Annotated in this window: 15 protein-coding genes and 1 other RNA gene; 4 read left to right on the top strand and 12 right to left on the bottom strand. The window is 60.8% G+C overall.

Annotated elements, in window-relative coordinates; all coding sequences use genetic code 11:
* Nucleotides 1-154: 154 nt before the first annotated feature.
* Nucleotides 155-1,597 carry a protein adenylyltransferase SelO gene (locus tag ACJ8M3_RS06995; RefSeq protein ID WP_033642892.1) on the top strand — a complete coding sequence of 481 codons (1,443 nt, stop codon included), beginning with the start codon at nucleotides 155-157 and terminating at the stop codon, nucleotides 1,595-1,597.
* Nucleotides 1,598-1,634: 37 nt separating this feature from the next.
* Here ACJ8M3_RS06995 and ACJ8M3_RS06990 read toward each other — a convergent pair whose 3' ends face one another.
* From ACJ8M3_RS06990 to ppsR, 9 genes are all read right to left on the bottom strand, one after another.
* A complete protein-coding gene (locus ACJ8M3_RS06990) occupies nucleotides 1,635-2,420 on the bottom strand; it encodes a heme ABC transporter ATP-binding protein (RefSeq protein WP_033642893.1) in 786 nt (261 codons plus the stop codon).
* Nucleotides 2,413-3,417 carry a FecCD family ABC transporter permease gene (locus tag ACJ8M3_RS06985; RefSeq protein ID WP_033642894.1) on the bottom strand — a complete coding sequence of 335 codons (1,005 nt, stop codon included), beginning with the start codon at nucleotides 3,415-3,417 and terminating at the stop codon, nucleotides 2,413-2,415. Before ACJ8M3_RS06985 ends, ACJ8M3_RS06990 begins: the two co-directional genes overlap by 8 nt.
* On the bottom strand, nucleotides 3,417-4,247 hold the full coding sequence (locus ACJ8M3_RS06980; RefSeq protein WP_033642895.1) for a heme/hemin ABC transporter substrate-binding protein: 831 nt from the start codon (nucleotides 4,245-4,247) through the stop codon (nucleotides 3,417-3,419). The genes ACJ8M3_RS06985 and ACJ8M3_RS06980 overlap by 1 nt, the downstream gene beginning before the upstream one ends.
* Nucleotides 4,244-5,281 carry a hemin-degrading factor gene (locus ACJ8M3_RS06975; protein ID WP_089196989.1) on the bottom strand — a complete coding sequence of 346 codons (1,038 nt, stop codon included), beginning with the start codon at nucleotides 5,279-5,281 and terminating at the stop codon, nucleotides 4,244-4,246. The genes ACJ8M3_RS06980 and ACJ8M3_RS06975 overlap by 4 nt, the downstream gene beginning before the upstream one ends.
* 66 nt (nucleotides 5,282-5,347) lie before the next feature.
* On the bottom strand, nucleotides 5,348-7,432 hold the full coding sequence (locus tag ACJ8M3_RS06970) for a TonB-dependent hemoglobin/transferrin/lactoferrin family receptor (protein ID WP_089196990.1): 2,085 nt from the start codon (nucleotides 7,430-7,432) through the stop codon (nucleotides 5,348-5,350).
* A gap of 94 nt (nucleotides 7,433-7,526) precedes the next feature.
* Nucleotides 7,527-7,709 carry a hemin uptake protein HemP gene (hemP, locus tag ACJ8M3_RS06965; protein ID WP_016927944.1) on the bottom strand — a complete coding sequence of 61 codons (183 nt, stop codon included), beginning with the start codon at nucleotides 7,707-7,709 and terminating at the stop codon, nucleotides 7,527-7,529.
* A gap of 172 nt (nucleotides 7,710-7,881) precedes the next feature.
* Nucleotides 7,882-8,367, bottom strand: coding sequence for a glutathione peroxidase (locus ACJ8M3_RS06960; protein WP_033642898.1), 486 nt, complete (start codon nucleotides 8,365-8,367; stop codon nucleotides 7,882-7,884).
* Between the two features lie 105 nt (nucleotides 8,368-8,472).
* Nucleotides 8,473-9,519, bottom strand: a complete 1,047-nt coding sequence (locus tag ACJ8M3_RS06955; protein ID WP_089196991.1) for a 3-deoxy-7-phosphoheptulonate synthase — start codon at nucleotides 9,517-9,519, stop codon at nucleotides 8,473-8,475.
* A gap of 196 nt (nucleotides 9,520-9,715) precedes the next feature.
* Nucleotides 9,716-10,576, bottom strand: coding sequence for a posphoenolpyruvate synthetase regulatory kinase/phosphorylase PpsR (gene ppsR, locus ACJ8M3_RS06950; RefSeq protein WP_160880175.1), 861 nt, complete (start codon nucleotides 10,574-10,576; stop codon nucleotides 9,716-9,718).
* Nucleotides 10,577-11,034: 458 nt separating this feature from the next.
* Between ppsR and ppsA the strand changes: the two genes are divergently transcribed.
* Nucleotides 11,035-13,413 (top strand): phosphoenolpyruvate synthase, encoded by a 2,379-nt coding sequence (gene ppsA / locus ACJ8M3_RS06945; protein ID WP_047576000.1) that lies wholly within the window; start codon nucleotides 11,035-11,037, stop codon nucleotides 13,411-13,413.
* Nucleotides 13,414-13,522: 109 nt separating this feature from the next.
* On the opposite strand, the gene rprA is transcribed toward ppsA, so the two are convergent.
* An RNA gene (gene rprA / locus ACJ8M3_RS06940) (antisense sRNA RprA) lies at nucleotides 13,523-13,632 on the bottom strand.
* A 260-nt stretch (nucleotides 13,633-13,892) separates the two neighbouring features.
* Entirely contained in the window at nucleotides 13,893-14,993 is a 1,101-nt protein-coding gene (gene ydiK, locus ACJ8M3_RS06935) for an AI-2E family transporter YdiK (RefSeq protein WP_042784360.1), read from the bottom strand.
* 245 nt (nucleotides 14,994-15,238) lie between these two features.
* On the opposite strand from ydiK, the gene ydiJ reads away from it, so the two are divergent.
* Together ydiJ and menI are read left to right on the top strand one after the other, a co-directional pair.
* Nucleotides 15,239-18,295 (top strand): D-2-hydroxyglutarate dehydrogenase YdiJ, encoded by a 3,057-nt coding sequence (ydiJ, locus tag ACJ8M3_RS06930; RefSeq protein ID WP_033652720.1) that lies wholly within the window; start codon nucleotides 15,239-15,241, stop codon nucleotides 18,293-18,295.
* Nucleotides 18,292-18,708: a 1,4-dihydroxy-2-naphthoyl-CoA hydrolase gene (gene menI, locus ACJ8M3_RS06925; protein ID WP_016927938.1), complete on the top strand. Its 417-nt coding sequence runs from the start codon at nucleotides 18,292-18,294 to the stop codon at nucleotides 18,706-18,708. The genes ydiJ and menI overlap by 4 nt, the downstream gene beginning before the upstream one ends.
* Nucleotides 18,709-18,753: 45 nt before the next feature.
* Here the strand turns inward: menI and ACJ8M3_RS06920 are convergent, their stop codons facing one another.
* The gene (locus ACJ8M3_RS06920) at nucleotides 18,754-19,158 is read right to left on the bottom strand and encodes a hypothetical protein (RefSeq protein ID WP_004931369.1); all 405 of its coding nucleotides are present in this window, start codon (nucleotides 19,156-19,158) and stop codon (nucleotides 18,754-18,756) included.
* Between the last annotated feature and the right edge of the window lie 487 nt (nucleotides 19,159-19,645).

The raw sequence follows: 19,645 nt of genomic DNA, 5'->3' as shown, positions 1-19,645 counted from the left end.
TGCTGATAACCGCGTTTGTCAGCCGACGTTCAGCGCGTTTCCTCACGAGAAACCTCCCGCATCCGTTCTGGTGACAGGCGGATGCGTTCTCCCTGCATTCCTTCGGTGTTAATCCTCCCGTTCAGGCTCTACACTACGCTGAAACGGAGGGCCTATGCCGCAATTCGATAACGCTTACTATCAACAATTACCCGGTTTTTACACCGCCCTGAACCCGACGCCGCTCAAGGATGCGCGCCTGCTGTACCACAGTGAGCCGCTGGCGCGCGAGCTGGGGCTGGATGACAGTTGGTTTACTCAGGATAAAACCCCGATTTGGGCGGGGGAAACGCTGCTGCCGGGCATGCAGCCGTTGGCACAGGTGTACAGTGGCCACCAGTTCGGCGTCTGGGCCGGGCAACTGGGCGATGGGCGCGGCATTTTGCTGGGCGAACAAGTCCTGGCGGACGGCAGTCACCGTGACTGGCACCTGAAGGGCGCCGGGCTGACGCCGTATTCACGCATGGGGGATGGCCGCGCGGTGCTGCGTTCGGTTGTCCGCGAGTTTCTGGCCTCTGAGGCGTTGCACCATCTGGGGATCCCCACCACGCGTGCGTTAACTATTGTCACCAGTCAACAACCGGTATACCGCGAGCAGCCGGAACGCGGCGCGATGCTGCTGCGGGTGGCGGAAAGCCATGTGCGCTTCGGTCACTTCGAACACTTTTATTACCGCAAACAGCCGGAGCAGGTGCGGCAGCTGGCGGATTTCGTCATCGCCCGTCACTGGCCGCAGTTGCAGGATCAGGCCGATCGTTACCTGTTGTGGTTTACCGACGTGGTCGAACGCACGGCGCGCCTGATCGCCCATTGGCAAACCGTCGGATTCGCCCACGGCGTGATGAACACCGACAACATGTCGATTCTCGGCATCACCATCGATTACGGCCCTTACGGCTTCCTCGATGACTATCAGCCCGGCTATATCTGTAACCATTCCGACCATCAAGGGCGTTACGCCTTTGATAATCAGCCGGCGGTGGCGTTATGGAACCTGCATCGCCTGGCGCAAACCTTGTCGGGGCTGATGACTGCCGAACAGCTGCAGCAGGCGTTGGCGGCGTATGAACCGGCGTTGATGCGCGCCTATGGCGAACAGATGCGCGCCAAACTGGGCTTCTTCACGCCGACGGCGCAGGATAACGACGTGCTGACCGGCCTGTTGAGCCTGATGGCCCAGGAAGGGCGGGACTATACCCGCACGTTCCGCCTGTTGAGCGAAACCGAACAGCAACAGGCGCAGTCGCCGCTGCGCGATGAGTTTATCGACCGCGCGGCCTTCGACGCCTGGTATCAGCAATATCGTCAGCGTTTGCAGCAGGAGCAGGTCAGCGACGCGGAGCGGCAACGGGCGATGAAGGCGGTGAACCCACGGCTGATCCTGCGCAACTACCTGGCCCAGCAAGCGATTGAGGATGCGGAGAAAGACGACGTCGGCCGTTTGCAGCGGTTGCATCAGGCCTTGCTGCGGCCGTTCGACGATGCGCCGGAGTATGACGATCTCGCCGCGCTGCCGCCGGACTGGGGCAAACATCTGGAGATTTCCTGCTCCAGCTGAGATGAAAAAAGGGCGCCTCATGGCGCCCTTGAACGTTTCATTGGCGCAGATAGACCTGCGGCAACGACACTTCGGGATGATGAATCACGCCGAGATCGGCCTGGTACCAGCGGGTGAGGATTTCCGTCTGCAACACTTCCTGCGGTGTGCCGCTCGCCACCAGGCGCCCCTGATGCAGCAGCAGGATGCGGTCGGCGTACAGCGCCGCCAGATTGAGATCGTGCAGCACACAGCAGACGCCCAGCGGCTGTTGGCGCGTCAACGAGCGCAGCAGGCGCAGGGTATGCTGCTGGTGGTAAAGATCCAACGCCGAAGTCGGCTCGTCGAGGAACAGCCAGGCGGGGGACGGCTGCGGCTGCCACAGCTGTGCCAATACCCGCGCCAGTTGCACCCGCTGCTGTTCGCCGCCGGACAGCTGACGATAGTCGCGCTGCGCCAGCGCCAGGCAATCGGTCTGCGCCATAACCTGTTGGATCGCCTGGTGCTCGTCGCGTTTGCCGTGCGGCGCGCGTCCCATGCTGACCACTTCTTCCACGCTGAAGGGGAACGCCAGATCGCTGTATTGACGCATCACGGCTCGGACTTTGGCCAACTGCTGCGGCGCCCAGTGTTCCAGCGGGCGGCCAAGCAGCCGGCATTCGCCACAGTCCGGCGTCAAATAGCCGGTCAGCAAACGCAGCAGCGTCGATTTGCCGGCGCCGTTAGGGCCGATAATCGCCACCATTTCACCGCCGGCGAGGCTGAGCGAAACATCGTTGATCAAGCGGCGCGTACCGAGGCTGTAGCGCAACTCCCGGGCCGTGAGGTTGGCGGCGTTATCCACTGGTTCGCTCCCGCTGGCGCATCACCAGCCACAAGAAGTAAGGGCCGCCGATCAGGCTGGTCATCAATCCCACCGGCATTTCGGCCGGCGCCACCAGCGTGCGCGCCAGCGTGTCGCTGACCAGTAGCAGGCAGGCGCCGCCCAGAGCAGAGCAGGGCAGCAGCCAGCGGTGATCCCCGCCGAGGCGCATACGCACCAGATGCGGCACCACCAGACCGACGAAGCCGATCACGCCGCTCATCGCCACCGCCGCGCCGATCAACAGGGCGCTCAACAGCAGCAGCTGCAGCTTGGCGCGCTGAACGTTCACCCCGAGGTAGTGTGCCTCTTCGTCCCCCAGCTGTAACAGGTTCAGACGACGCGCCTGCAGCAGCGTCAGCAGTGCCGTGGGCAGGATCAGCGAGGCGGAAACGGCCAGCGTCGGCCATTGCGACTGGCTGAGGCTGCCCATCATCCACAGCGAGAATTGGCGCAGCTGTTGATCGCTGCTGATGTAGGAGAGCACGCCGATGGCAGCCATACACAGGGCGTTGATCGCGATGCCCGCCAGCAGCAGCCGCGACAGATTGCCGTGCCCGCTGCGGCTGATGCCGTAGATCAACAGCGATACCAGCAGGCTGCCGAGGAACGCCGCCAGCATGTGGCCATACAACGCGATCGTCACCGGCAACGCCAGCGGCATCACGATGAACAGCGCGACAAACAGCGCGCCGCCGCTGCTGATGCCCAGCAGGCTCGGATCCGCCAGCGGATTGCGGAACAGCCCCTGCATTACCGCGCCGGATACCGCCAGCGCACAGCCGATCACCACCGCCAACAGCACGCGCGGCAGGCGGATGTTCAGCCAGATGTGCCAGGCGGCGTCGCTGAAGGGTTCGCGCCACAGGGTGCCAAACGACAGCGTCAGCGCGCCCAGGTTAGCGGCGACCAGCGCCAGCAGCGTCAGCAGCACCAGCAGGCCGATGATGGCTAACTGAGGCGAGGTGCGGCAGCGCATTACTTTTGCTCCGCCGCGTGGCGCAGTTTGGCCAGCGCCGCCGGCGTTTCCAGACCGAAGCCCAGCAGCGCCATGTCATCGACGATCAGCACGCGACGCTGCTTACCTGCCGGCGTCAACGCCAGACCCGGCAACGTCCACAGTTGCTGTTCGCCGCCGAGGGTGCGCACGCCGTCGGTGGTGACCAGCAACAGGTCCGGCGCGCTGGCGATGACGCCTTCCTGCGACAGCGGACGGTAGCGGTCAAAACCCTGCATGGCGTTTTTCAGTCCGGCGGCGGCGATCACCGCGTCGGCGGCGGTGTGTTGCCCGGCCGCCATCGGCGTAATGCCGCCGTGGCTCATCACAAACAGCACCTTGACCGGCAGCGGAGTGGTATCGACCGCCGCCAGCTGCTGTTGATAGCGCTCGCTCAACTGCTTGCCTTGCTCATCACGCTGCAGCGCGGCGGCGATCGCGGCGATTTTTTGCGGCACCGCCTGCAGGGTGGTGTCACCCGGCACGCTGACGACCTTGACGCCGCTGTCCGCCAGTTGTTTGAGCACCAGCGCCGGCTGCGCCAGCTCGGTCGTCAGCACCAGCGTCGGTTTCAGCGCCAGAATGCCTTCGGCGTTCAGCTGGCGCATGTAGCCGACGTCCGGCAGCTTTTTCACCGCTTCCGGATGCAGGCTGGTGCTGTCGCGGGCGATCACGTCGTCGCCGGCGCCGAGCGCAAAGGCGATTTCCGTCACGTCGCCGCCGATCGAGACGATGCGCTGCGCGGCGGCGGCGGTGAGCGGCAGCGTCAGCGTCACCATCAACGCCAGGCGGCGGATCAAGGAGGATTTCATGCGGCGATGTCCTTGGCGGCGAGCGCGGCGACCTGCTCGCGCCACTGGGTTTGTTCCGGTTGGCCTTCGGTGCGCTGGCCATACAGCTGCGCGATCTGCGTGCCATCTGCGGCGAACAGCTCCAGGCTGGTGACGATGCCGTCTTTGGTCGGTTTGCGGGTGATCCAGCTTTCGGCGATGGCGTTTTCAATCAGGTGCAGCGTGAAGCGGCGGTTGAACACGTTGATCCAGCCTTCCTGCGGCATCAACCGTTCGATCTGGCCGGTGAAAATCTGCACGCAGCCACGGTTGCCGACGAAGATCATGATCTCATTTTGCTGTTGCTGCGCCGCCTCCAGCAGTTGCGACAGCGCGCTGTTGTCCACCTGATAGGCCAGATCGTCGCCGACGGCGCGGAAGGCCTGCTGGCGCGTCAGCTTATTGCGGCTCAGCAGCTGGAAGAACTGGTGCACGTCGGTCATCGCGCGCCATTCAGCGTCGATTTTGGCCTGATCCTGCGTGGCTTCATCGGAGGTGGCCGCCTCGGCGGGCTGCAGCGCCAGCGCCGAGTTTTCTTCGCTCAGGTGGCGTTCCACCAGCGCCATCCAGGCCGGCAGATCGGTTTCCTCGGTGGTGTAGACCTTGTGCAGCGCATCGCCCTGCGGGTCAAAGAACTGAATGCTGTGGCGCACGCCGCGCTTGTTGGTTTCGCTCATGGCGAAGACGCTGGTCCAGTGGTTGAGGAACAGGCGCAGATCCAGCTCGCGCGGGTTGAGGATCAGCCCGGCGTGGCCGTTGAGGTGCTGGTTGCGGTAGCGGCCCATCTGCTCATGCACCGCATAGCTGTTGCGGGTGATAGACTTGGTGACGCCCACTTGCTCGAGTTCGGTCAGCAATGTGCGGGCGTCGGCCTGCAGGCGGCGTGCGTCGTGGCCAACGCGGGCGTGCGTCAGCTCCGCTTCGCTGACGCCAAGGATCGCCGCCAGGTCGCGGGCGTATTTGCCGGGATGGTCGATTTTAGCCTGTTGGTAACGTTCGTACAGGGTGTTGCTCATGCGGGATTCTCCTGCGCTGTGATGCGAATGGCGGACACACCGGATGTCCGCCAGATAGTCAAATGATCACCACTGGTAGCTGACCAGCAGTTTGGCGTTGCGGCCATCCTGCGGGACGCCCTGCGGCGAGTAGTACTCTTTGTCGAAGGCGTTGCCCAGCACCACGGTGGTGGTGACGCCCTGCAGACGGTCGCGGCCTTTGTAGCTCAGATAGAAGTCGTTAACCCCGTAGCCGCCTTGCTCCGGCGTCCCCGTCTGCACGCGGGTGGCGCGTTCGGCGAAGGTGGCGACCCAACCGGCGGACAGACCGGTTTCGCCCAGCGGCACATCCAGCGAGCTGGTGACGGTGTCCGGATTGATGCTGCTCAACCAGTCACCGGTCGCTTCATTTTTGCCGCGGGTGCGGTTATAAGCCAAATCCCAGCCGAACCAAGAGGTTTTATAGCTGAGCGTAGCGTCCCATCCCCAGATTTTTGCGCGATCGATATTGGTCGAAAAGGTGGTGCAACTGATGCAGTAAGGGCCGCGCGGGCCGCGTCCCAGCTCCATGGTGACGTCGGTTGTGATGTAATCCTTGGCTTTAGTATCGAAATAGCTCGCTTTGAACTGCAAGCTATCATCGGCGAGCAGCAGATCGTCGAAACGCAGACCAAATCCGTACTCTTGAGTTTCATTGGTTTCCGGTTTCAAATTAGGGTTCGGCACCCAATAGTTGGTGATGGTGGTAGGCCCCATTGGGATGGAGAAGTGTTTGGAGTCGTTGTACATCTCACCCATCGTCGGTGCGCGGAACGCCTGAGAATAGGAGCCGAACAGCATCAGCCAGTCGGTGGGGGTAATGCTGACTGCGCCGCGTGAGGACCATTTGTTCGCATCCACATCGGCATAGCCGTCACTTGAGCCCTTGTAATTGTCATAGCGGGTGCCGGCGAGCAGGGTGACGGGCAGATCGCGCAGCGTGATTTCGTCCTGCAGCCAGCCTGAAGCGAAGTTGATTTTTGCGTGCGGGAAACTTTCGGTCGCTCCGCCCGGCGTTTGCTCCTGTTTGTAAGCCTCGGTGCCGTAGGTCAACAGGTGCGAAGCGAAAGTATCTGCAAACAGGCGTGTGCGGTTTTCGAGTTTGGCGCCTTTAGTGGTTTGTTTGCGCGCTTCATCTTCGCTGCCGCTGGCGTGCGCGTTAATTTTCACGTCCGAGTAATACACTTTCGCTTCAGCATCCAGCCAATCCTGGCCGACCGGCTTCAGTTTGTAACTCAGAGCCGCGTCGCGTTGGATCGTCGAACGATTGGTCATTAAGTTTCCAGCGGAGCTGGCTGGCGTTTGTGGGTTTTTCGGCTCTTGGGCGCTGTTGTTGTAGTAACGAAGGTTGCCGCCCAGCGACTGGTTGTCGTCGATCTTCCAGGTGCCTTTGGCCAGCACGTTGTTGATGGTTTCGTCGTTGGGGGCATCGAAGCCATTGCCCTGGCGCAGATTGCCGACGTCGCGGGTGCCGAACGACAGCAGGCCGTCGAGGTTATCGGTCTTGCCGTAGGCGCTGGCGCCCATGCCCAAGCTGTGATCGCCGCTGCCGGCGGTGCCGTAGACGCGGAACCCGCTGTCGTGGCCTGGCAACAGCAGGTCGGCGGCGTCGACAGTTTCATAAGACACTACGCCACCCAACGCGCCGCTGCCGTACAGCAGGGCAGAAGGGCCGCGCACGATTTCGATGCGCTTCACCAACGCAGGATCTAAAAATGTGCCGTTAATATGGCCGGTATCGGTGCCCTGGCGGATGCCGTCGACCAGCGTCAGCACGCCGCGTCGGTCGTAACCGCGCATCATGAGATCCTGCCCATTGCTGCGGCCGGAGCCCGTGACGGTAATACCCGGCACGCGGCGCAGCATATCGGCAGCGGTCCCCGCAGTTTGGCTTTCCGGCGAACTGCCTTCGATGACCGTCACCATCATCGGCGCTTCAAAGCTGCTGCGCTGATTGCCGGTGGCGACCACGGTCATGGTTTCGTCAGCGGCTTTGGCTTTTTTGGCCGGCGTCGCGGGGGAAGAAGAGGGTGTCGTGCTGGTGTTTTGTGCCAAGGCCACCGTAGGCAGAGCGCAGGCAATCGCCAGACTCAACGCGGAAAAACGCAGCCGGGTGGAAAATGTCAGAGGCATGGTGCAACTCTCCGTATGTAATGAAACATATCAATAGATTTGCTGGCTGCCTGGATCACAAGATCGGGGTGGCTGGCGTTTGAGGATTCTGTGGTTATTTGGTCAGGATCAATTTCCCTGCCTTGGTCTGCCGCAGTTGATAGCGCTGGCCCTGATGGGTAATGAACGCGATGCCGTCGGCGCCGAGCAGCTGTGCGCTGTCGTAGCTGGGCGGCGCGTTTGCGCTGTGCTCGGTCGGGGCCGCGGCGGCGGGAGTTGGCGTGTTGGCAGTATCCATCATCTTTGTGCTTATAAAACAGACCATTAAATGGTAATTAATATCAAATTGAGAATCATTATCATGTGATGGAAAGGTTACATCAAGGAAAATTTTCTTACCGATGGAACCTTTTTGCCGAACGGACATCCGGCGACGGGCCGAACGCGCTCGGCCCGTAAAAAAGAGGGGATTATTTCAGCAGGGTTTCGATGCGGTCGAACAGACGCTCAGGTTTGGTGATCGGCGCAAAGCGTGTGACACGTTGGCCATCGGCGGTGAGCAGGAATTTGGTGAAATTCCATTTGATGCGGCGGCTGCCCAGAATGCCGGGCGCCAGGCGTTTCAGTTCGTTGAACAGCGGATGGGCGCCGGGGCCGTTGACCTCTATTTTGTTGAACAGCGGGAAACTGACGCCGTAGTTGAGGCTGCAAAAATTGGCGATCTCAAGCGGACTGCCCGGCTCCTGAGAACCAAACTGGTTGCAAGGGAAGCCGAGCACCATCAACCCGCGTTCGCGATAGTATTGCCACAAATTTTCCAGCCCGCGGTATTGCGGGGTGAAGCCGCACTTGCTGGCGGTGTTGACCACCAGGTAAGCGCGCGCCGGGAAATCGCCCAGCGTTTTTTGCTCGCCCTGCAGCGTGACGCAGGGGATGGATAACAGAGAGTGAATCATGCCGGGGCTCCCAGTGCGTTGCGGCGGGTGTTAAAGGATTGCGATCAGTATAGATGAGCGAAACAGGGGAGATAAAGCCGGGGCGTGGCCCCGGCCTGCGATAGGCTAGAAGCGGCTATCGATGGCATCCGCCAGCATCGCCAGCAGCTGTTCGCTGTCGGACCAGCTCAGGCAAGGATCGGTGATCGACTGGCCATAGGTCAGCGGCTGGCCGGTGACGATTTTCTGCGTGCCTTCCACCAGGAAGCTTTCCGCCATCACGCCGGTGATGGCGGCAGAGCCGGCGCGGATCTGCTGGCAGACATTGTCGGCCACTTCCAACTGACGGCGATGCATCTTCTGGCAGTTGCCGTGGCTGAAGTCGATCACCAGGTGCTCCGGCAGATCGAATTCACGCAGGCTGTCACAGGCGGCGGCGATATCGCTGGCGTGGTAGTTCGGCGTTTTGCCGCCGCGCATGATGATGTGGCCGTACGGGTTGCCGCTGGTCTGGTAGATGGTCATCTGACCATGTTTGTCCGGCGACAGGAACATGTGCCCGGCACGCGCCGCGCGAATGGCGTCGATGGCGATGCGGGTGTTGCCGTCGGTGCCGTTTTTGAAGCCGACCGGGCAGGAGAGCGCCGAGGCCATTTCACGGTGGATCTGGCTTTCGGTGGTGCGCGCACCGATGGCGCCCCAGCTGATCAGATCGGCGATGTATTGGCCGACGACCATGTCCAGGAATTCGGTGGCGGTCGGCAGGCCGAGCTGGTTCACCTCCAGCAGCAGGCGGCGCGCCATTTCGATGCCGCGGTTGACCTGGAAGGTGCCGTCCAGTGCCGGATCGGAGATCAGGCCTTTCCAGCCGACAACGGTGCGCGGTTTTTCGAAGTAGGTGCGCATCACGATCTCCAGGCGATCCTGGTAGCGTTCGCGCAGGGCGTTCAGCCGGCCGGCGTAATCGACGGCGGCGTCGAGATCGTGGATGGAGCAGGGGCCGATCACCACCAGCAGGCGGCGGTCTTCACCGGTAAGGATTTTTTCAATGCGTTTACGTGACGCTGTCACGTTATCGGCGACGGCCGCCGAGATCGGCAGCTTATCCGCCAACGCTTGCGGCGTGACGAGGCTGTCGATGCGCGCGGTCCGCAGTTCATCTGTTTTGTGCATGTTGTTCCCTGGAAACTGTTCTTCTCTGCGGCAGGAGCGCCGGGAAGTGATGGCGATCACAATAACGCAAAAAGCGCTGAATTCAACCGTAGAGATTGCGTTCTGTTGATCAAAGCCGCGAAAAAAAGCACAAAAAAATCAGCTGCTGCTGAAATAAACGGCAGGCGGCGGGGCGCGATGGCCCCGCGGGGAAAGATCAGAACATGCGGCGGCTCATGCCGAGGATATCGAGGATTTTGGTGGAGATCTCTTCGACCGAATAGTTGGTGGTGTTGAGGTAGCGGATCTGGTTTTTGCGGAACAGCGCCTCGACCTCGGCGATTTCCATGCGGCACTGGCGCAAGGAGGCGTAACGGCTGTTTTCGCGCCGCTCTTCACGGATCGCCGCCAGGCGCTCCGGATCGATGGTCAGGCCGAATAATTTATGCTGAAACGGTTTCAGCGAGGCCGGCAGATGCAAATTGTCCATATCGTCGGCGATAAACGGGTAGTTGGCGGCGCGGATGCCGAACTGCATCGCCAGATAGAGGCTGGTGGGGGTTTTGCCGCAGCGCGAGACGCCGAGCAGGATCACCTGCGCCTGATCGAGGTTGCGCAGCGAAATGCCATCATCGTGCGCCAGGGTATAGTCGATGGCGGCGATGCGGGCGTCGTACTTGCCGAGATTGCTGGCGGTCAGGCCGTGGGTGCGGTTCGGCACCGGCGTCGGTTCCACATCCAGCTCGCCCTGCAGCGGGCCGACCAGCGCCTGCACGATATCCTGGCAGAAGCCCTGGCTCTGGACGATCACATCGCGCACTTCCGGCGAGATAATGGAGTAAAACACCAACGGGCGCACGCCGGTTTCATGGTAAATATCATCGATTTGCTGGCGAACTGCGCGCGCGCGGGCCTCGGTTTCGACAAACGGCAGGGTATAGGTGGTCGCCGTGACCGGGAACTGCGACAGCACCGCGTGTCCCAGCACTTCGGCGGTGATCGCCGTACCATCCGAAATATAAAAAACGCTTCTTTCCACCCGAGGCTCCTTACCTGAAAACGGTGTTCCTGCTGTCATCACTGTCAATATCATGGGCCGCAGACGATCCGTCGGTAAAGGGACGAGAGAAAAAATTGTGACGGCGGGGCGATAAACCGCCATGCGGCGGCGCGGGCGGAAAGCGCGATTAGCGGCCATAAAAAGTGCGGCCCAGCGGCGCTTTTCCACCTGAAGCGCGAGTTTGCCGTTATTTTCACCAAAAACGGTAGCGTTTGCGCGGTCATTAAAACAGAAGTTTAAAAAGAACGTAATTTGTTGAGAACTAAGCTTTTCGTGCGTTTGGGAACGGTTCCCAGGCAAATCAGCCGGTTAGGACATTCTCTTAAAAACCACTTTCTTCAGTGGGTTGATCGATTCACCTTTCCATTTTCCCCGGATCAGTGTGCTAGTCTGATTCGGCTCCGCGTTTAGCGGCGCCGTAAAGCAAGCGAATTAAATCCGTCTTTACCCTACTGATAGCAATAAGGATTGTCTCGATGTCCAACAATGGCCCAGACTTGCGTAATGTGCTTTGGTACAACCAGCTTGGCATGCACGACGTTGACCGTGTCGGCGGCAAAAACGCTTCCCTCGGTGAAATGATCACCAATCTTTCCGATTTGGGCGTGGCCGTGCCGAACGGTTTTGCCACCACCGCGCAGGCGTTTAACGATTTCCTCGAACAAAGCGGTGTTAACCAGCGCATCTATCAGTTACTGGATCAGACTGACGTTGACGACGTTGCACAACTGGCCAAGGCCGGTGCCCAGATCCGCCAATGGGTGATCGACACGCCGTTCCACGCCGAGTTCGAGCGTGAAATTCATCAGGCTTACCAACAGCTCGCCGACGGCGAACCGGAAGCCTCCTTTGCGGTGCGCTCTTCCGCCACGGCGGAAGACATGCCGGACGCCTCCTTTGCCGGCCAGCAGGAAACCTTCCTCAACGTGCAGGGCATCGACGCCGTGATGGTGGCGATCAAGCACGTGTTCGCGTCGTTGTTCAATGACCGCGCCATCTCTTATCGCGTGCACCAGGGCTACGACCACCGCGGCGTGGCGCTGTCGGCGGGCGTACAGCGCATGGTGCGCTCCGATCTGGCCTCCTCGGGCGTGATGTTCACCATCGACACCGAGTCCGGCTTTGATCAGGTGGTGTTCATCACCTCCGCCTTCGGTCTGGGTGAGATGGTGGTGCAGGGCGCGGTGAACCCGGATGAGTTCTATGTGCACAAGCCGACGTTGCAAAAAGGCAAGCCGGCGATCGTGCGCCGCAACCTGGGCTCGAAAAAAATCCGCATGGTGTACGCGCCGTCGCAGGATCACGGCAAGCAGGTGCGCATCGAAGACGTGCCGGAAGCGCAGCGCAGCCGGTTCTCGCTGACCGATGACGAAGTGCAGGCGCTGGCGCAGCAGGCGATCCTGATCGAAAAACATTACGGCCGCCCGATGGATATCGAGTGGGCGAAAGACGGCCACACCGGCAAACTGCTGATCGTGCAGGCGCGCCCGGAGACCGTTCGCTCCAACGAACAGACCATGGAACGCTATCAGCTGAACGGCTCCAGCCCGGTGCTGGTGGAAGGCCGCGCCATCGGTCATCGCATCGGCGCCGGTCCGGTGAAGGTGATTCACGATATCAGCGAAATGGATCGCATCCAGCCGGGCGACGTGCTGGTGACCGACATGACCGACCCGGACTGGGAGCCGATCATGAAGAAGGCCGCTGCGATCGTCACCAACCGCGGCGGGCGCACCTGCCACGCGGCGATCATCGCCCGTGAGCTGGGCATTCCGGCGGTAGTGGGCTGTGGCCACGCCACCGACGTGCTGAAAGACGGCCAGAAAGTCACCGTATCCTGTGCGGAAGGCGACACCGGCTTCGTTTACAGCGACATGCTGGACTTCAGCGTGCAGAGCTCCGAAGTGACCGAACTGCCGGATCTGCCGCTGAAGATCATGATGAACGTCGGCAACCCGGATCGCGCTTTCGACTTCGCGCGTTTGCCGAACGAAGGCGTGGGCCTGGCGCGGCTGGAATTCATCATCAACCGCATGATCGGCGTGCACCCGCGCGCGTTGCTGGAGTTCGATCAGCAAACGCCGGCGTTGCAAAACGAAATTCGCGCGTTGATGCAGGGCTATGACCACCCGGTCGAGTTCTACGTCGGTCGTTTGACCGAAGGGATCGCGACGCTGGGCGCCGCCTTCTGGCCGAAGCGCGTGATCGTGCGTCTGTCCGACTTCAAATCCAACGAGTACGCCAACCTGGTGGGCGGCGACAAGTATGAACCGCACGAAGAGAACCCGATGCTGGGCTTCCGCGGGGCCGGCCGCTACGTGGCCGACAGCTTCCGCGATTGCTTCGCGCTGGAGTGCGAAGCGGTGAAACGCGTGCGTAACGAAATGGGGCTGACCAACGTCGAAATCATGGTGCCGTTCGTGCGCACCGTGGCGCAGGCGGAAGCGGTGGTGGCCGAGCTGGCGCGTCAGGGGCTGAAGCGCGGCGAAAACGGGCTGAAAGTGATCATGATGTGCGAGATCCCGTCCAATGCGCTGCTCGCGGATCAGTTCCTTGAGCACTTCGACGGCTTCTCCATCGGCTCCAACGACATGACCCAGCTGGCGCTGGGGCTGGATCGCGACTCCGGCGTGGTGTCGGAACTGTTCGACGAACGCAACGACGCGGTGAAAGCGCTGCTGTCGATGGCGATCCAGGCGGCCAAACGCCACGGCAAATACGTCGGTATCTGCGGCCAGGGGCCGTCCGACCATGAAGACTTCGCCGAGTGGTTGATGGAGCAGGGCATCGATAGCCTGTCGCTCAATCCGGATACCGTAGTGCAGACCTGGATCAACTTGTCGAAAAAGAAATAAGGCTTCGGCGTTGCTAAGGCATTAATACCCGGCCGCAGTTTACGCTGCGGCCTTTTTATTTCTGAATGTAAATAACGGCGCGTTAAATAATCAATTTGGCGAAAAAAGAATAAAAAAAAGCCCATCGTAGGAGATGGGCAAAGACTACACACAGCAATTCACATGTATGGCATTACATTGTTCAGAAAGGTTGCTTTAAAATCAGTGATTTGAAGCAATAGATGGCCATAATACTAGATATTTGAACGCGACTAGTCATTAAGAATCATCCTAATCGATAGCGGTATCACCATTTATTTGCGGGCGTTATCTCTTTTTGCATTTTGCAGCAAACACGGATTTACATTGCACCTTTCCATTTGCCGCGCCTTAATCAATAAACAACGGCATTATATTTGGCGAAGATATTACCCGAATGAGGTAGGCGTAGTGAGAGGGGAAACTCTTCCGCCCGGCGATGCGGGCGGAAGGGAGGGCGATTAACGTTTTTCCAGTTCTTCGATCACTTGCTCCGGCGCGGTGGTCGGCTCCGGCGCTTCATCCATCCAGGCGGTCAGCAGGCGATAAGACACCGCCAACACCACCGGGCCGATGAACAGGCCGATCATGCCGAAGGCCAGCAAACCGCCGATAACGCCGGACAGGATCAGCAGCAGCGGCAGATCGGCGCCCATGCGGATCAGCACCGGGCGCAGCACGTTATCCAGCGTGGCCACCACGCAGCTCCAGACCAGCAGCACGGTGCCCCAGGTGGTGTCGCCGTGCCAGTACAGCCAAATGATGGCCGGCACCAGCACCAACAGCGGCCCCAATTGCGCCACACAGCAGATGAAGATCAGCATCGTCAACAGGGTGGCGGCCGGAATGCCGCTTACCGCCAGACCGATGCCGCCCAGCACCGACTGCACCAGCGCCGTCACTACCACGCCCAGCGCGACCGCACGGATCGCCTGGCCGCCCAGCAGCACCGCCGCATCGCCGCGCGCGGAACCGAGGCGCACCGCAAAGTGACGGATACCCAGCGCGACCTGTTCGCCGCGCGCGTACAACAAGGCGCTGAACAGCAGCATCAGCGCGCAGTGCAGCAGCAGGCGGCCGATATGCGCCGCCTGCGCCACGAACCAGGTGGCGGTCTGGCCGAAGTATGGCTGTACCTTCGCCAGCAGCGCGGCGCCGCCGGCGTTAACCAGCGTATGGTAGCTGGTATAGAGCTTGTCGCCGATCATCGGGACGGATTGCAGCCAGGCGAGGTCGGGAATATGCAACTTGCCTGGCGAGCTGGCCCAGGCGATCAACGGCGCGCTGTTATCCACCACGCTGCTGATCAGCAGGGAGATGGGCAGAATGAACAGCAGGATCAACAGCAGGGTCATGACCAGCACCGCCAGCGAGCGGCGGCCCCACAGCAGCTTTTGCAGTTTGAGCAGCAGCGGCCAGGTGGCGATGACCACCATGCCCGCCCAGGCGAAGCCGAGAATAAACGGTTGGATCACCCAGAAACAGGCGACGATCATGATGGCGATAAACAGCACGCCGAAAATAATTCGCGGTAAGTCGTAACGCGATTGCGGGAGTGGCATCAGTGGGTTCTCATCCTGGTCAATTAAATCCCTGGCACCGGCGAATCGGGGTGCCTGTCGGTCGGTTTATCACCGCCGGGCGGCCGCCTGTGGCGGCGCTCGCAGGGCGGTAATAATGTGAATGCCTTCACTAAACGAGTATGTTAGTTTTTAGTGTCACTAAAAAATAGGGTGGGTCTGAATTAAAGGCCCGATTCAGCGTACATCAGCGCATAAAAAATAGACGGACAGGGTCAAAAAAGCGAATGATCCCACAGATTTCTCAGGCGCCCGGCCTCGTTCAACGGGTGCTCGACTTTTTGGAAGCACTGAAGCAAAACGGATTCAACGGCGATACCGCCACCAGCTACGCCGACCGGCTGACGATGGCCACCGACAACAGCATTTACCAGCTGTTGCCCGATGCGGTGGTGTTTCCCCGTTCCACCGCCGACGTGGCGCTGATCGCCCGCCTGGCGGGGGAAGAGCGTTTCAATACGCTGACCTTCAGCCCGCGCGGCGGCGGCACCGGCACCAACGGTCAGTCGCTCAATACCGGCATCGTGGTCGATATGTCGCGTCATATGAACCGCATTCTGGAGATCAACGTCGAACAGGGCTGGGTGAAAGTCGAAGCCGGGGTCATCAAGGATCAGCTGAATCAATATTTGCGGCCGTTCGGCTACTTCTTCTCGCCGGAACTGTCCACCAGCAACCGCGCCACCTTGGGCGGCATGATCAACACCGACGCCTCCGGCCAGGGCTCGCTGGTATACGGCAAAACCTCCGATCACGTGTTGGGCCTGCGGGCGGTGCTGCTGGGCGGCGAGATGATCGACACCCGCGCCATGCCGACGGCGCTGGCGGAAACGATTGCCCTGGAAGAGACCGCCGAAGGGCGCATCTACCGCACGGTGCTGAATCGCTGCCGCGAGCAGCGCGCGCTGATCCTGGAAAAATTCCCCAAACTCAACCGCTTCCTCACCGGCTACGACCTGCGCCACGTGCTGAGCGACGATCTGCAAACCTTCGATCTGACGCGCATCCTCACCGGTGCGGAAGGCACGCTGGCCTTTATCACCGAAGCGCGGCTGGACATTACGCCGCTGCCGAAGGTGCGTCGTCTGGTTAACGTGAAATACGACTCCTTCGACTCGGCGCTGCGCAATGCGCCCTTTATGGTCGAGGCCAAGGCGCTGTCGGTGGAAACCATCGACTCCAAGGTGCTGAATCTGGCGCGTGAAGATATCGTTTGGCATTCGGTAAGCGAACTGATCGCCGACGTGCCGGATAAAGAGATGCTTGGGCTGAACATCGTCGAATTCGCCGGCGACGACCGCGCGCTGATCGACGGCCAGATGGAGACCCTGTGCCAACGGCTGGATGAACTGATCGCCCAGCGGCAGGCCGGCGTGATCGGGTACCAGATCTGCGGCGACCTGGCGGGCATCGAGCGCATTTACAACATGCGCAAGAAGGCGGTCGGGCTGCTGGGCAACGCCAAAGGGCGCGCCAAGCCGATCCCGTTCGCCGAGGATACTTGCGTGCCGCCGCAGCACCTGGCGGACTATATCGTCGAGTTCCGCCAACTGCTCGACGACCACAAGCTGAGCTATGGCATGTTCGGCCACGTCGATGCCGGGGTGCTGCACGTGCGTCCGGCGCTCGACATGTGCGACCCCCAGCAGGAAGTGCTGATGAAGCAGATCTCCGATCGGGTGGTGGCGCTCACCGCCAAATACGGCGGCCTGCTGTGGGGCGAGCATGGCAAGGGGTTCCGCGCCGAGTACAGCCCTGAATTCTTCGGGGAAACGCTGTACGAGGAGCTGCGCCGCATCAAGACGGCGTTCGATCCGGATAACCGTCTTAACCCGGGCAAGATCTGTGCGCCGCTGGCGGTGGATGCGCCGATGATGCAGGTGGATGCGGTCAAACGCGGCACCTTCGATCGCCAGATCCCGGTCGAGGTGCGCACCTCGTTCCGCGGCGCGCTGGAGTGTAACGGCAACGGCCTGTGCTTCAACTTCGACGTGCGCAGCCCGATGTGCCCGTCGATGAAGATCAGCGGCAACCGCATCCATTCGCCGAAAGGGCGGGCGACGCTGGTGCGCGAGTGGCTGCGTCTGTTGGCCGAGCAGGGCGTCGATCCGTTGGCGCTGGAGAAACAGCTGCCGCAGCAGCGCCTCAGCTTGCGCGGTCTAATCGAGAAAACCCGCAACAGCTGGCATGCCGGCAAGGGCGAGTACGACTTTTCGCACGAAGTGAAAGAGGCGATGTCCGGCTGTCTGGCCTGCAAGGCCTGTTCCACCCAGTGCCCGATCAAAATTGACGTGCCGGGGTTCCGTTCGCGCTTCCTGCAGCTTTACCATACCCGCTACCTGCGCCCGGTGAGCGACTACATGGTCGCCGGCGTAGAAAGCTATACCCCGTTGATGGCCCGCGCGCCGAAGGTGTTCAACTTCTTCTTCCGCCAGCCGTGGCTGCGGGAGATGAGCCGCAACGCCGTCGGCATGGTCGATCTGCCGCTGTTGTCCAGCCCGACGCTGCGTCAGCAGCTGTCAGGCCACCGGGCGACCACGCTGACGCTGGAACAGTTGGAAGGGTTGAACGCCGAGCAACGCGAAGAACACGTGCTGATTGTTCAGGATCCGTTCACCAGCTATTACGACGCCAAAGTGGTGGCGGATTTCGTTCGGCTGGTGGAAAAGCTCGGTTATAAACCGGTGTTGCTGCCGTTCTCGCCGAACGGCAAGGCGCAGCATGTGAAGGGCTTCCTGACGCGCTTTGCCCGCACCGCGCGCAAAACCGCCGATTTCCTCAACCGCGTGGCGCAGCTCGGCATGCCGCTGGTGGGCGTCGATCCGGCGCTGGTGCTGTGCTATCGCGACGAATACCGCGAGATCCTCGGCACCGAGCGTGGCGATTTCCAGGTGCAGCTGGTGCATGAATGGTTACAACAGCGGATCGCGGATCGCGCCGAACAGCCGGCGACCGGCGAACCCTGGTATCTGTTCGGTCACTGCACTGAAACCACCGCGCTGCCGGCCAGCGGCCAACAGTGGGCGGCGATCTTCGCCCGCTTCGGCGCCAAACTGGAGAACGTCAGCGTCGGCTGCTGCGGCATGGCCGGCACTTACGGCCATGAAGCCAAGAACCTGCAAAACTCGCTCGGCATTTATGAGCTATCATGGCATCCGACGCTGCAGCGTTTGCCGCGTCAGCGCTGCCTGGCGACCGGCTATTCCTGCCGCAGCCAGGTGAAACGCATCGAGGGCAATGGCGTGCGCCACCCATTACAGGCACTTCTGGAGATGATTGAGTGAAATTGTGGAAACGTGAAACATCGCTGGAGCAGCTGAACCGCGCCGGCGACGGCTGCATGGTCAGCCATGTGGGCATCGAGTTTACTCAACTGGGCGAGGATTTCCTGGAAGCCACCATGCCGGTGGACGGCCGCACCCGGCAGCCGTTCGGGCTGCTGCACGGCGGGGCGTCGGTGGTGCTGGCGGAATCGATGGGATCGATGGCCGGCTACCTGTGCAGCGAAGGCGAACAGAAGGTGGTGGGGCTGGAGATCAACGCCAACCACCTGCGGGCGGTGTTCGATGGCCAGGTGCGCGGGGTGTGCCGCGCGCTGCACGTTGGCCGCCGTCATCAGGTGTGGCAGATAGAGATCTTCGACGCGCGCGATCGGCTGTGCTGCACCTCGCGTCTGACCACGGCGGTCATCGACTGATCCCCGCCGGTTTCCGCAGGCGATCGGCCTGCGGAGCGCTTCGTTTTACAGCTGAAACGGCACGCGTTTGACGAAGTCCTTCTGAAACGCGTTCGCCTTCTCCCAGGTGCCTTCCATCGCATATTTTTGGCAGATCAGCGTCAGCGTGTGGCGGGCGAAGTGGTAGCTTTGCACCCGAAACAGCTGGCAGCGCTGCGGATTGTTGATCTCGACGATCAGCCGGTTGTGCAGCTTGCTGAGCGCGTGCAGATAGCTGTCATCATCGCCGTTCTCCAGGCACAGATTGGCCATGGTGAGGCTGACGCTGTTGTACCGCTTCAGATGATCAATATTGCATTCCGGGCGGCGCAGCGCCGCTTCGGCCATATAAAAGTCCACCGTGGCGTCGCGCACGCTGAATTTGTAGTCATCAATCTTGCCCAGCAACCATGCGTTGATCGAAAGAGTCATTGGCTTCGCGCTCAAATTCAAATTGAATGATAATCATTATCATATAAACTGCCGCGTTGCCGATCAATCCCCGTGGCGGCGTTTTTTCATTCCATGGGGGGTAAAAGGCCATCGACGGCCCAACTTAACCCAGAGCGACTAAACTTTAACTTAAAGGCCGCGCCTTGCGCCGCGGCGCAAAATGCCGATAAACGCACATTTACGACAGACAGAATGCAGAAATAGGTATTTTCTATGAATGTTTAGATCGGCAACGCACGGCGGCGCTGTAACGCTGACGGGCCACCGGGGAGTGCGGTACGGTGATGCAGGATAAAGAACAAATTCATAGGGATAGCATGCACGCCTTGCCGCCACACGCCGCAAGCCGCCACGGATGTCCCGCTGGCTTGCCGCACGCCGCAGCGAAAAACCGCGCTCGCGGCGGATACCCCCGCAAAACAAACGGTTGAAGTGATAATCGTTATCACTAACATGTAAGTAACCC

The organism is Serratia sp. CY55921, from assembly GCF_052167655.1.
In the GTDB taxonomy this organism is placed as follows: Bacteria; Pseudomonadota; Gammaproteobacteria; order Enterobacterales; family Enterobacteriaceae; genus Serratia; species Serratia ureilytica.
This window is presented reverse-complemented; position numbering and strand designations above follow the sequence as displayed.